We start from the raw sequence: 11,975 nt of genomic DNA on the forward strand, positions 1-11,975 counted from the left end.
CACCTTCTCCGCGGCGATCGCCGCGGAGGCGTGCGGGGCCGCGCACGTGCGCTATCCCTGGGGCGCGGACGTGTTCGGCGCCGTACGCGCGCGTTTCCTGGCGCGGATGGGCGAGCAGCCCGCCTCACAGCGGGAGGACCCCCTGGCCGCGTGGTTGGGAGCCAGAGCGGCCCGGTACGGGGTGGACTTCTCCGAGACCCTGGTCCACGGCCAGGCCACCGTCGAGCAAATCCCCGCGTCCCTGCGGGTGGACACGCCCGCGCACCTGGACTACCTGCCGGTGCGCTACGTGCCCTACAACGGACGCGCGGTCGTCCCCGACTGGCTGCGCACACCCCCCACCCGCCCCCGGGTGGCCCTGTGCCTGGGCACCAGCACGGCGGCGTGGCTGGGCAGGTTCGGGGTGGACGTGGCCACGGTCCTGGAGGGTCTGGCCGAGCTGGACGTGGAGGTGGTGGCCACCCTGCCCGCCAGTGAGCAGGAGAGGCTCGGCACTGTCCCCGGCAACGCCCGCCTGGTCGAGTACGTGCCCCTGCACGCCCTGGCCCCCACCTGCGCCGCCATGATCACCCACGGCGGGACGGGCACCGTCCTGACCGGTCTGGCCCACGGGGTCCCGCAGCTCGTCTCGCCCCGGCCCACCTTCGACGAACCCCTGCTGGCCTCGTCGGTCGCGGCCGAGGGCGCGGCGCTGGTCATGGACCCCGACCGCCTGGACGCCGCCACCGTCACCGCCGGCGTACGCGACCTCCTGGAAGACCCCCGCCACACCAGCGCCGCCCACGCCCTGCGCGCACGCATGGACGCCATGCCCACCCCCGCCGACCTCGCCCACACCCTCACCGCACGCCGGCCCGCATTCCGAAGCAAATGAAACCAGGCCGAAACGCCACATCGAAAACAACCGGAACATAAACGGACACTTTCTGTGGTTCACTGGCCCGGACCGCGGAACGCCACGGAGAAAAGGCGGCGCGGAAAGGGCGCGGCCGCGTCGGGGAGGAACGCGCGAAACAGCCGACCGCCCGGCGGACCGCGAAGGCACAGAGGAGCGAGGAGGGCCCGTGCCCATCCTGGAAGTCCAAGGAGTGAGCAAGAGATATGGGAAGAACCTGGCGGTCGACGACGTCAGCTTCTTTATCGACGAGGGGGAGACCTACGGCCTGCTGGGACCCAACGGAGCAGGCAAGTCCACCACGATCGGCATGATCACCGGCATCCTGCGCCGGGACGCCGGAACGATCCTCGTGGACGGCGTCGAGCACAGCGTCACGAACAGGAAAAGCAAGTCCCTCATCGGGTTCGTCCCCCAGGAACTCGCCCTCTACCACGACCTCAGCGCACGCGACAATCTGCGTTTCTTCGCGCGCATGTACGGGCTCTCCTCATCGGAGGCGCGCAGCCGGACGGAGGAGGTCCTGGAAACAGTCGGCCTCTCCGAGCGCGCCGGTGAGGCCGTATCCAAATTCTCCGGAGGAATGGCCCGAAGGCTCAATATCGGCCTCGGACTGCTCAACAACCCGAGACTCCTCATCCTCGACGAACCGACGGTCGGCGTGGACCCCCAGAGCCGCAACTCCATCCTGGAGAGCGTGGACGCCCTGACCCGGGGCGGCGTCTCCGTGCTCTACACGACGCACTACATGGAGGAGGCCGAACGCCTCTGCGACCGCGTCGGCATCATCGAGGGCGGCCGCATCCGCGCCGAGGGCACGCAACGCGAACTGGTCGCCCAGGTGGGCGAGGACGACACGGTCCTGGTCACCCTGGACTCCCCCGGCGAGAGGCTGCTCGGCGCCCTGCGCGCGCTGGACCGCGTGGACGAGGCGACCTGCGAGGGGAACCGGATCAGGCTCCTGACGCCCGACGCCAGGGACGTCCTGCCCCGCATCCTCGACACCCTGACGCAGGAGGGCGCGGGCATCAGGTCGGTCGAGGTCCAGGAGCCGGATCTGGAAGCCGTCTTCCTGCGCCTGACCGGGAAGGGACTCCGGGAGTAGCCATGGCGAACGGAACCAACGCCCTCTCCATGACCGCGGCCATCGTCGCCAAGGACGTGCGCCAGCGGTTGCGGGACGGCAGCCTGCTGGTCTTCGGGCTGCTCCTGCCGCTCGGAGTGGCCTTCTTCTTCAACATGCTGCTCGGCGACGGGACGTCCCAGGGGACGAGCTCGGAGTACGTGGTCGTCGACGGCGACTCCGGATCGCTCGGCGAGGGCTTCGTCGACGAGGCGCTGCGCCCCCTGGAGGACGACGGGGTGCTGGAGCTGTCCGAGGCCGGTTCCGAGCGCGAGGCGCGCGAGGCGGTCGAGGCGGGGGACGCCGACGCGGCCTTCCTCATCCCCGAGGACTTCACCGAGTCGCTGGAGGCGGGCGAGGACGCGGTCCTCACCGTCGTCGGCGACGCCGACTCCCCCGTGGCCACCCACATCGCCCGGGAGATCGGCCGCGCCTACGCCACCGAGCACCACCGCATCCGACTCGCGATCGCCACCGGCTTCGACTCCGAACCCGACCCGGCCGCCGCGGCCCGGCTCCTGGAGGAGGCGGAGACGGCGGCGCCGCCGCTGACGGTGGTCGAGGACGCGGACCTGGAGTGGCGGGAGCTGGGCACCGCCACCTACTACTCGGCCTCCATGGCGTTCTTCTTCGTCTTCTTCGCGGCGATGTTCAGCGTCACCAGCATCTTCGACGAGAAGGCGGGCGGGACCCTGGCGCGCCTCCTGGCCAGCCCGATCCCGCGGGGGGCGATCCTGGTCGCGAAGCTCTCCAGCGGACTGCTCATCGGCCTGGCGAACATGGCGGTCCTGGCCGTCGCGACGACCCTGTTCTTCGGCGCCGACTGGGGCGACCCGCTGGGCGCGGCGGCGCTGATCACCACGGGCGTGCTGGCCGTCATCGGGCTCACCGCCGCCGTGGCGAGCTTCGCGCGCAGCTCGGAACAGGCCGCCAACTGGCTCTCGGTCCTGGCGATGCTGCTCGGAGCGTTCGGTGGAGCGCTGTTCCCGATCTCGCAGCTCAACGCGCTGGCGGTCGTCAGCTACCTGACCCCCCACCGGTGGTTCCTGCTCGGCCTGGGCGAGCTCTCGGCGGGAGGCGTCGGCTCGGTCCTCCTGCCGTGCGCGGTCCTGCTCGTGCTCGGCCTCGCCGGCTCGACCGTCGCGCTGTTCCGTATGGGACGGATGGTGAACTCATGAAATCGCTGACCATCGGCGTCCTCAACGTACGCCGCGTCTTCCGCGACCGGACGAACATCTTCTTCGTCCTGCTGCTCCCCTTCCTGATGGTCTTCATGATGGGGCTGATGTACGGGGAGGGGAAACCGGTCCTGGGCGTCGTCGCGCCTTCCGGCGGAGGGCTCGCCGAGCGCCTCGTGGGCGCCCTGGAGGAGGACGAGCGCATCGACGTCCTGCGTCTGGACGAGACGGAGATGCGCGACCTGGTGGAGGCCGGGGACGTCCAGGCGGGTCTGGTGGTCCCGGACGACTACGGGGACCTGGTGCGCGACGGCGGGCAGGTCGAGCTGGAGCTCGTCACACGCGGCAACGACTGGGCCGCCGCGGACGTGGGGACCTGGGTCCGCTCCGTGGTGGCGCAGGAGTCGGCGCTGCTGAGCACCGCCCGGGTCACGGAGAGCGTCCGCGACGACGGGTTCGAGGAGCGCCTGGCGGACGCGGAGGAGACCGAGGTGTCCGGCGTCCGGGTGGAGGTGGTCACCGCGGGTGAGGCCACGTTCCCCGAGGGCGTCTCCTCGCACAGCCTGGCGGCCCCCCCGCTGCTGCTGCTCTACACCTTCATCACGGCGCTGACGACGTCGCTGGGCATCGTCCAGGCCAGGCGTTCGGGGGTCCTGCGGCGCCTGTACGCCTCCCCCACCTCGGCGGGGTCCATCGTCCTCGGCGAGGCGCTGGGCAGGTTCCTCATCGCCCTGACACAGGCCCTGCTGATCCTCTTCGGGTCGGCCCTGCTGTTCGGAGTCGCGTGGGGGAACCTGTTCGCCACCTCGCTGGTGGTGACCGCGTTCTGCCTGGTCAGCAGCGGCGCTTCGCTACTGCTCGGCAGTCTGGCGAGGACCGAGGGCGGCGCGTTGGCGGCGGCGGTGGGCATCAGCCTCGGGGCGGGCGCGCTCGGCGGCACCATGCTCCCGCTGGAGTCCTTCGGCGACACCATGACCACCATCGCGTTCCTGACCCCGCACGCCTGGGGCTACGACGCGTTCAGCGCACTGGTCCGCGACCAGGCCTCACTCGTGGACGTGCTCCCGCACGTGGGAGTGCTCCTCGGGTACGCCGCCGTCCTCCTGGCGCTGGGCGTCTGGCGCTTCCGCGCCGCGGTCACCAGGTAGGCGGGCCCCGGCGGGGTGCCGCGCCCGGCGTGGCCGGACGCGGCACCCCTTCTCCGGGGGCGGCGGCGGATCAGGCGGACCGGTCCGTCACCGCCCGGTGGGAGGGCGTCAGCTGCAGCTCACGAGGCTGGCACCGCTGTTGAGGAAGGCGCCCTCCTCAACGAGGGTCTCCGCCTCCAGGGACTGCAGGTCGAGAACGTCGCTCACGGCCATTTCTTCACCTTTCAGGAGAAAGGAATCCCGGGCTGCCCGAGGCATTCGACCCGGGCCCGCACCGCGATCCGACCCGGCTTTGTGCCAGGGTCGTCTCACGATAACAGCGCCCGCCCCGCCGCTTCCTTCCCATATCCGAGAGCCCCTTTCCCCGAGTCCGGGAAAATTGACGGCGGCCCTGCGGCGGGGAATGGCGGGCGCACCTGGCGGGATGCGGCGGGAGCCGGGTCGGGGCTGCCCGGCGGCGGGGGCGGAACCGCCTGTACCTGCCAGAACAGAGCTCTCCAGGCGGCTAAGGTAACCGGAGCCGCCCCGCCTGTCCCGCTGGCGGGACAGGCGGCGGGAACCCCCGATACGTCCCCATTCCCTCCGTCCCCGTTTTCGGGAATCCTCCCCCTTCCGGCACACGGCAGGAACGGAACGGCTGCGAACCGACAAAAATTTGAGGCAGGAGAGCGTGCCAGAAAATACCGTGGAAACACGCAGAGTCAGGCTCCGACCGGTTGAGAACCTGGGCGCGGCCGCCGCCGTCAGCGCATTGGCGGAGAGGGGCGTCCCCGAATTCCCGGGAATGGACGACCTCGTCAGGCCGCTCCCCCGCGACGCCGCGGACGCGGCGGAGCAGTTCCTCGCCGTCGCCCCCTCCACCGGCGCCGTCCTGGGGTTCTGTTCGCTCTCGCGCCTGGACCGGGAGGAGCGGTGGGTCCAGGTGGACGTGGTCGTGGACGAGGGGGCCAACGCCGTCGGCATCGCGCTGGAGGCCACGGTGCTGACCGTGGACCGCGCCTTCCGCGCGTGGCCGGTGGACGAGGTCCGCTTCTGGTCGGTCGGCGAGCGGGCGAACGGCCTGCGCGACCACCCGACCATGGTGACCGAGTCGGAGCCCCCGCGGCGGCCCCCGGGCCTGGAGTCCGCCTCCCACTTCGTCATCCAGCGCGAGCGCTGGGAACGCTACGGCGCCAAGTTCGTCCAGCGTCTCTCCCAGGGGCCCGACGCGGGCTGAGGACGCCACCCCCACCACACCAGAGAAGAGGTTCGGCAACGATGGCCGCAGTAGACCAGAGCGAGATCCTGTCCCAGATCAAGGTCCAGGCGATGACCGTCCTGATGTTCACGTCGAACGAGCCCCAGTTCGACCTCCCCGAGCCCTCGCAGACGAGCGACCTGGACTCGTTCTCGATCGTGCAGCTCGTGCTGGCCCTGGAGGACGTCTACAACGTGTCCCTCCTGGAGGACATGTCGGAGTTCACCGGCAGCAGCTTCGAGGACCTGGCCGGGTTCGTGGCGGAGAGGATCCGTGAGCAGAAGGGGTCGCCCGACAGGGCGTGACCCCGGCGGGAACGCCGTGTCCGCCGCCGTAGCGGACACGGCGTTCCCGTTCTCAGGCGCTTCGGCCCTCGGCGGCCAGCTCCTCCAGCACCGGGACGAGTCCGGCCGGGCTGGTCATCCCGTGCGCCCTGTCGCGGAGCACGCGCGCGCCCTCGGCGAAGCGGGGCTCGTCGAGCAGGCGCCCGACCTGGAGGGCGACCTCTCCGCCGGTCATCCCGGCCCCCGCCAGCGTGAGGCCCGCCCCCAACCCGGTGATCCGCTCGGCGAGCAGCGGTTCGTCGAAGACGTACTGGGCCATGGAGAACTCGGGGAGGACGAGCTGCGGGACACCGTGGAACACCGCGGTGCAGAAGGTCCCGGCTCCCCCGTGGTGGACCACCGCGTCGCAGTGGGGCATGAGCGCGTGCAACGGCACGTGCTCCACCACCCGGACGTTGTCCGGCAGGGTTCCGGCCCGCGCGCTCTGCTCGGCGGAAAGGGTGGCGACGACCTCCACGTCCAGTCCGGCGACCGACTCCAGCAGCTCCGCGAGGGGCAGCCGGTAGCGGTCGTCGAACTTCTCCGGAACGGCCGAGCCGAGGGTCAGGCAGACCCGCCTGCGCCCGCCCGGGGAGCGCAGCCAGTCGGGCACCACCGCGGTCCCGTTGTAGGGCACGTAGCGCAGGGGGATGTGGCGCACGCCCTCCTCGGGGTCCAGGCGCACACCCGGCGGATAGGGGTCCAGGGTGGCCTGGCCCCGGACCAGGTCCTCGGAGAAGTCGGCGCCCACGCGCCGGGCGCTGCGCTCCAGCCAGTCGGCGAGGGGGTCCTCGCGGTCGGCGGCGGGCAGCGCGGCGGCGCGCTCCAGGAACCGGCGGCGGGTGCGGGAGAACACGTCCAGCCCCCACAGGACCCGGACGTGCGCCGCGCCCGAGGCCCGGGCCGCCACCGGCGCGGCGAAGGTGGTCGGCTCCCACAGGACCAGGTCGGGGCGCCACGAGCGGCACAGGTCGGTGAGGTCGTCCAGCATGGGCGTGTTGACCGGATGCCACCACAGCCGGACGAACTCGCGGTAGCCGTCGAGCAGGTAGTCCCAGCCCAGCGCCTCCGGATCGCTCCTGGTCATGTCGAAGCCCCGGCTGTCGCCGAAGCCCAGGCCCTTCAACGTGGTCAGCAGCTGGTGGAAGAGGTGGTCCCGGCCCACCTGGACGGCGGGCAGCCCGGTGCGCGCCGCGACGGGGACCAGCGCGGGCTGGCTGGCCACCCGCACCTCGTGCCCGGCGGCGCGCAGGGCCCACGCCTGCGGGATGAGGCCCAGCAGGTGGGTCTTCTCCGCCTGGCTGACGACGAGCACGCGCATGTGCGGTACTTCCTCCCGGTCCGGGCCGGGCGGGGCGCGCCCCGCCCTCAGCCCAGGGTGTGCAGGCAGACGAGGAGGGTCCTCGCCTCGATGTTGAGGTAGTGGCCGTGCCGGACCAGCTCCATGAGCTGGGCGACGGTGACCCAGAGGAAGTCCGGGGGGACCTCCGCGGGCAGGTCCGGATCGGCTTCGACGATCCGGTACCTGGTCTGGGCGTGGTGGAAGCGCCCGCCCTCCTCCGAGAGCAGGGCGTCGTAGCGCACGCGGTGGGCCGGCGGCGACTCCGCCTGGGCGGCGAAGGGCTCCGGGCGGCCCAGGGCCTCCGCCGAGGCCGAGTACTGCACCGTCGGGGTGATCTCGACGCGGTCGAGGGTCCCCGGTTCGGCGCGTGCCCGGACCAGGACGTGGAGCACGCCGCCGATCTCGCGCACCAGGAAGGCGGCGAACCCGTGCCTCTCGGGGGCGAGCAGGGGCTGCGTCCAGGACGCGACCTCGCGGATGCGCGCCGAGACCGAGACCATGATGATCCGGAACCCGGGGCCGCCGGAGATCTCGTCCCCGGTCCTGTGCCACCCCTCGGCCCGGGGCAGCGGCAGCAGCTCGGAGCGCCAGTCCACGACCGTCTTGGCCTCGGTGAACCAGCTGACCACACCGGTCATCGGATGCAGCGCGCCGTCCCCGTAGGAGCGCGCGAGCGCCCGTTCGAAGGGGTCCGCGGGCTCCGGCCCCTCCCCCCGGGTCACCGGCAGACAGGACAGCACCGTGCGGGCGTCCATGTTGACGAGGTTGTCCCGGCGCAGCATCCCGTGGATCTGCCGGAGCGTGAACCACCGGTAGTCCTCGTGCTCGGGGACCTCCTCGTCGGGTCCCACCTCGACGACGATGTTGCGGTTGTGCTTGCGCCAGAACCACTCGCCCTGCTCGGACTGGAGCACGTCCACCAGGACCCGGCCGCGGCGCGGAGCGCGGAAGTACTCCACGTAGGGGGTGGCCCGGCCTCCGTGGACCCCCGTGTAGTTGCTGCGCGTGGCCTGCACGGTGGGCGAGATCTGGCGGAGGTTGACGTTGCCGGGCTCGAACTTGGCCTGCATCAGGAAGTGGGGCACCCCGTCGAACTCCTTGACCAGGATGCCCAGGATGCCGATCTCCGGCTGGTCGATGACCGGCTGGTGCACCACCGCCCCGCCGGAGGCCACGCGCAGCCCCCGGACGGAGAAGAAGCCGCCGCTCTCGTGGACGAGGTCCCCGGTCCCGGCGGAGAAGGACCAGCTGCTCGTGTGGTCGAAGCCGACCCGCTCGACGGAGAGCAGTTCGTGCCGGGGCCTGCTCTCCCACCACCGGGCGAACTCGGCGTCGGACACCAGCGGTACCGCCCGGTCCGACGCCGAGAGCGCGAACCGGGCTCCGTCCCCGGAACCGGTCACAGCCTGGCCAGGGTCTTGGTCAGGGCCTCGATGATCCGGTCCTGCTCCTGCCGGGGCAGCGAGGGGTACATCGGCAGCGAGAAGATCTCGTGGGCCAGCTTCTCGGTCACCGGCAGGCTCCCGGTCTCGTAGCCCAGGTGGGCGAAGCCGGACATCGTGTGGACGGGCCACGGGTAGCTGACGTTGAGCGCGACGTCGTGGGCCTTCATCTCCTCGATGATCCGGTCCCGCTCGGGGTGGCGGACCACGTAGAGGTAGTAGGCGTGCTCGTTCCCGGGCGCCGTCGCGGGCAGGACCAGGTCCGTGTCGGCGAGCGCCTCGTCGTAGGCGCGGGCCACCGCCCTGCGGCCCTCGATGTACTCGTCCAGGCGGCCGAGCTTGCGGCGCAGGATCTCCGCGTGGACCTCGTCGAGCCTGCTGTTCTGCCCGTTCGGCGTGACGACGTAGTAGCGCTCCTGGTCCATGCCGTAGTAGCGCAGGCGCCGGAGGGCGGCGTCGACCTCCGGGTCGTTGGTGATCGTCGCGCCCGCGTGGCCGTAGGCGCCGAGGATCTTCGTCGGGTAGAAGGAGAAGGCGGCGGCGTGGCCCATGGAGCCCGCCACGCGCCCGTGGTGGGTGGCTCCGTGCGCCTGGGCGCAGTCCTCCAGGACGACCAGGCCGTGCTCGGCGGCCAGCGCCTCCAGCGGGGCCATGTCCACGCACTGCCCGTACAGGTGGACCGGCAGGATGCAGCGCGTGCGCTCGGTGATCGCCGCGGCGACCTGGTCCACACGCATGAGGTAGGTGTCCGGGTCGATGTCGACGAAGACCGGCCGCGCCCCCACCAGGTCGATGGCCAGGACCGTGGGCGCGGCCGTGTTCGACACGGTGATGACCTCGTCGCCCTCACCGACGCCCAGGGCGCGCAGGGCGAGCACGATGGCGTTGGTACCGTTGTCGACGCCCGCGCAGTGCGCCACGCCGTGGTACTGGGCGAACTCCTCCTCGAAGGCCACCAGGGAGGGGCCCCAGATCAGCTTCCCCGACTTGAACACCTTGTCCACGGCGTCGAGGATGTCCTCCCTTTCCTTCTCGTACTCCTCCAGGTAGCCCCAGACATAGGTCGTCATGTGTTCCTCCGTTTTCAGGTCGCCCGCGGCCGGGAGAACCGGGCGCCTGGATCGTGTCAGCAAGGGTGGCCCCCGCGCGGCGATCACCCGGCTCCGTACCGGTTTCCGGCACACCAGAAGAATCGCCGGCGGGAGTTTTCCCACGGGGGGAGTCAAAATAAACGGCGGGTCCGTAACGTACCCGGGACCTCGGCTCAGCCGACCTCAATCATTTTCTTGGCAGCCATGTCCAAGGCCTTGGAAGCCCACTCCGGGAAACTCATACCAGAACTCTCGGCGGCTTCCTGCCATTGCCTCTTCCGCTCTGGGTTAATGGCCACCTGAACGTATATGGTCTCCCGTGCGGGGTCCACTCCCCGGGCCTTGAGGCGGATGCGGCGGCGGAGCTCGTTGCGGGACCAGCGGCCCGCCTCGGCCTCGGCCAACCAGCGCTCCTGCTCCTCCTCCGGGAGGCCGCACACCTCGGCGTGGTGCTGGAAGCTCAGCTTCTCGCGGCGCCGGGCGGGGACGAACTTCCTGGCGACCCAGGCGTAGTTGCGCAGGGTCTGGTAGTCGAGGGAGGTCTTCTCGATCGCGCGCTTGTACCGCTGGGGGTAGTTCTCCTGGCCGTAGATGAGCCAGTCCCCGAGCCACCAGGCGGACGCGTCGGAGATGACGAAGATGTGCTGTCCCCAGCGCTCCCAGTCGACCATGGCCATGCCGTCGGGCAGGTGGAGGCTCGTTCTGCGGGTGGGGTTGCCCGAGGCGCCCCGTCGGCCGCCCGTGTTCGCGGCGGACCGGCTCCGTCTGGCTTCGGGGACCTTCGCCTGGGGGCTGGCGTGGCTGTCCGGATTCATCACTGCTTCCATGTGGGTCCCCTTATCGACCTTCCTGAGAGGGCAAGAGAACTCAGCGCTCGGGCCAGGATCAGTCGTCTTGTAAGACAAGGTGGTCTGATATCGGTAAGAGGGCTCACTGCGCATGTTCGCGGTCTGTGCGGACAAGGGTCCGGGCACACGTCGACGCCGGGTTCATGGGAGCACACGTGAAAAGGGGAACGGTCGACAGAAGTCGATCCTCAACCCCTCAGCGCAGATATGCGGTGAGCACAGAACGGACACAGTCTTCAAACTGGTTTAAAGAGGTCAAGAAATCAACTGGAGCCTGAAGACCCTCCCTGGCCGATGCCGCAGCGAAACCGGTCGTGGATAACCGGCGATAACCAGTCCGTCAACATGGCCGGTATCGGTCAACGCCGTTCGTAAAGCAGCGTATGAGATAGCTGAGCGTACAGGCAACCCCCTGATTATTAAGCACTTTGTGCTAGGCGGCGCACACGGTAAGTCGCGCAGGTGGGACGCCAAACCGCGCGCCCCGGCTCGACGACACGCGGCCCGACCGGCGCTCACTCTCAGCGACGGAGCCCGGACGCAAGGAGGAAGTTCATGTGAGGAAAGGTTTTACCAATTCATTTGTGACCTTCGGCCTAGCATTTCTGACAGATAGCGAGGATCTCCGGTGCGTATCTTGTTCGCAACGTTCTCCGAGAAGACCCACTTCATCGGGATGACCCCCCTGGCCTGGGCGCTGCGCGCCGCCGGGCACGAGGTGCGCGTCGCCAGCCAGCCCGAACTCGCGCCGACGGTGGCCGCGACCGGGCTGCCGTTCGTCGCCGCGGGGTCGGACCACGTGCTCCCCCAGGTGATCGCCTGGGTCGGGCGCATGGCGCGGGACATGCGCCCCGACTTCGACATGATGCGCGTGGCGGCTCCGGAGGCCCCCTCCGGGGAGGAGCTGCGGGCCGCCTACCGCGACGTGCTGGTGCCGCTGTGGTGGAAGGTCGTCAACGACCCGATGCTGGAGGACCTGGTCGCCTTCTGCCGCGAGTGGCGCCCCGACCTGGTCGTGTGGGAGCCCATCACCTTCTCCGCGGCGATCGCCGCGGAGGCGTGCGGTGCGGCGCACGTGCGCTTCCTGTGGAGCCTGGACCTGTTCGCCGCGATGCGCGAACAGTACCTGCGCCACATGGAACGACAGCCCCCACAGGAACGCGACGACCCCCTCGCCGCGTGGCTGGGCGACCGCGCCGCCCGCCACGGCGTGGACTTCTCCGAAACCCTCGTCCGCGGCCAGGCCACCCTGGACTACCTGCCCGCCTCCCTGGGCGTGCCCGCCCCCACCGGCACCCACCGCCTGCCCATCCGCTACGTGCCCTACAACGGACGCGCCGTCGTCCCC

General features: G+C 70.5%; 11 protein-coding genes and 1 pseudogene. 7 read left to right on the forward strand and 5 right to left on the reverse strand.

All coding sequences use genetic code 11. From position 1 onward, the window contains the following. The 4 genes from G011_RS30460 to G011_RS0129205 form a co-directional block, all read left to right on the forward strand. On the forward strand, positions 1-874 hold an 874-nt coding region (locus tag G011_RS30460), incomplete at its 5' end, for a nucleotide disphospho-sugar-binding domain-containing protein (RefSeq protein WP_019611580.1). Between the two features lie 190 nt (positions 875-1,064). Then, positions 1,065-2,000, forward strand: coding sequence for an ABC transporter ATP-binding protein (locus G011_RS0129195; RefSeq protein ID WP_155979868.1), 936 nt, complete (start codon positions 1,065-1,067; stop codon positions 1,998-2,000). 2 nt (positions 2,001-2,002) lie between these two features. Further along, positions 2,003-3,196, forward strand: coding sequence for an ABC transporter permease (locus G011_RS0129200; RefSeq protein WP_019611582.1), 1,194 nt, complete (start codon positions 2,003-2,005; stop codon positions 3,194-3,196). Next, positions 3,193-4,344, forward strand: coding sequence for an ABC transporter permease (locus tag G011_RS0129205; RefSeq protein WP_013155696.1), 1,152 nt, complete (start codon positions 3,193-3,195; stop codon positions 4,342-4,344). Before G011_RS0129200 ends, G011_RS0129205 begins: the two co-directional genes overlap by 4 nt. Positions 4,345-4,452: 108 nt before the next feature. Here the strand turns inward: G011_RS0129205 and G011_RS31955 are convergent, their stop codons facing one another. Beyond that, the gene (locus tag G011_RS31955; protein ID WP_013155697.1) at positions 4,453-4,557 is read right to left on the reverse strand and encodes a hypothetical protein; all 105 of its coding nucleotides are present in this window, start codon (positions 4,555-4,557) and stop codon (positions 4,453-4,455) included. Positions 4,558-5,128: 571 nt separating this feature from the next. On the opposite strand from G011_RS31955, the gene G011_RS0129215 reads away from it, so the two are divergent. Next, positions 5,129-5,560: a hypothetical protein gene (locus G011_RS0129215; RefSeq protein ID WP_019611583.1), complete on the forward strand. Its 432-nt coding sequence runs from the start codon at positions 5,129-5,131 to the stop codon at positions 5,558-5,560. Between the two features lie 41 nt (positions 5,561-5,601). Further along, positions 5,602-5,886 (forward strand): hypothetical protein, encoded by a 285-nt coding sequence (locus G011_RS0129220; RefSeq protein WP_019611584.1) that lies wholly within the window; start codon positions 5,602-5,604, stop codon positions 5,884-5,886. A gap of 52 nt (positions 5,887-5,938) precedes the next feature. Here G011_RS0129220 and G011_RS0129225 read toward each other — a convergent pair whose 3' ends face one another. The 4 genes from G011_RS0129225 to G011_RS30465 form a co-directional block, all read right to left on the reverse strand. After that, on the reverse strand, positions 5,939-7,225 hold the full coding sequence (locus G011_RS0129225) for an activator-dependent family glycosyltransferase (RefSeq protein ID WP_019611585.1): 1,287 nt from the start codon (positions 7,223-7,225) through the stop codon (positions 5,939-5,941). 47 nt (positions 7,226-7,272) lie between these two features. Next, a complete protein-coding gene (locus G011_RS0129230) occupies positions 7,273-8,649 on the reverse strand; it encodes an NDP-hexose 2,3-dehydratase family protein (protein ID WP_019611586.1) in 1,377 nt (458 codons plus the stop codon). Next, a complete protein-coding gene (locus G011_RS0129235; protein WP_019611587.1) occupies positions 8,646-9,758 on the reverse strand; it encodes a DegT/DnrJ/EryC1/StrS aminotransferase family protein in 1,113 nt (370 codons plus the stop codon). Before G011_RS0129235 ends, G011_RS0129230 begins: the two co-directional genes overlap by 4 nt. A 194-nt stretch (positions 9,759-9,952) precedes the next feature. Then, entirely contained in the window at positions 9,953-10,606 is a 654-nt protein-coding gene (locus G011_RS30465; protein ID WP_026338776.1) for an LmbU family transcriptional regulator, read from the reverse strand. 649 nt (positions 10,607-11,255) lie between these two features. On the opposite strand from G011_RS30465, the pseudogene G011_RS0129245 reads away from it, so the two are divergent. Further along, positions 11,256-11,975 (forward strand): annotated as a pseudogene (locus G011_RS0129245) (hypothetical protein); the annotation flags it as partial.

The organism is Nocardiopsis sp. CNS-639 (genome assembly GCF_000381685.1).
GTDB lineage: Bacteria > Actinomycetota > Actinomycetes > Streptosporangiales > Streptosporangiaceae > Nocardiopsis > Nocardiopsis dassonvillei.

Excerpts from the sequence above, each read along its gene's own strand:
- G011_RS30465 (WP_026338776.1), bottom strand. The coding sequence starts at position 10,606 with ATGGAAGCAGTGATGAATCCGGACAGCCACGCCAGCCCCCAGGCGAAG.
- G011_RS0129220 (WP_019611584.1), top strand. The coding sequence starts at position 5,602 with ATGGCCGCAGTAGACCAGAGCGAGATCCTGTCCCAGATCAAGGTCCAG.
- G011_RS0129225 (WP_019611585.1), bottom strand. The coding sequence starts at position 7,225 with ATGCGCGTGCTCGTCGTCAGCCAGGCGGAGAAGACCCACCTGCTGGGC.
- G011_RS31955 (WP_013155697.1), bottom strand. The coding sequence starts at position 4,557 with ATGGCCGTGAGCGACGTTCTCGACCTGCAGTCCCTGGAGGCGGAGACC.
- G011_RS0129215 (WP_019611583.1), top strand. The coding sequence starts at position 5,129 with ATGGACGACCTCGTCAGGCCGCTCCCCCGCGACGCCGCGGACGCGGCG.
- G011_RS0129235 (WP_019611587.1), bottom strand. The coding sequence starts at position 9,758 with ATGACGACCTATGTCTGGGGCTACCTGGAGGAGTACGAGAAGGAAAGG.
- G011_RS0129200 (WP_019611582.1), top strand. The coding sequence starts at position 2,003 with ATGGCGAACGGAACCAACGCCCTCTCCATGACCGCGGCCATCGTCGCC.
- G011_RS0129205 (WP_013155696.1), top strand. The coding sequence starts at position 3,193 with ATGAAATCGCTGACCATCGGCGTCCTCAACGTACGCCGCGTCTTCCGC.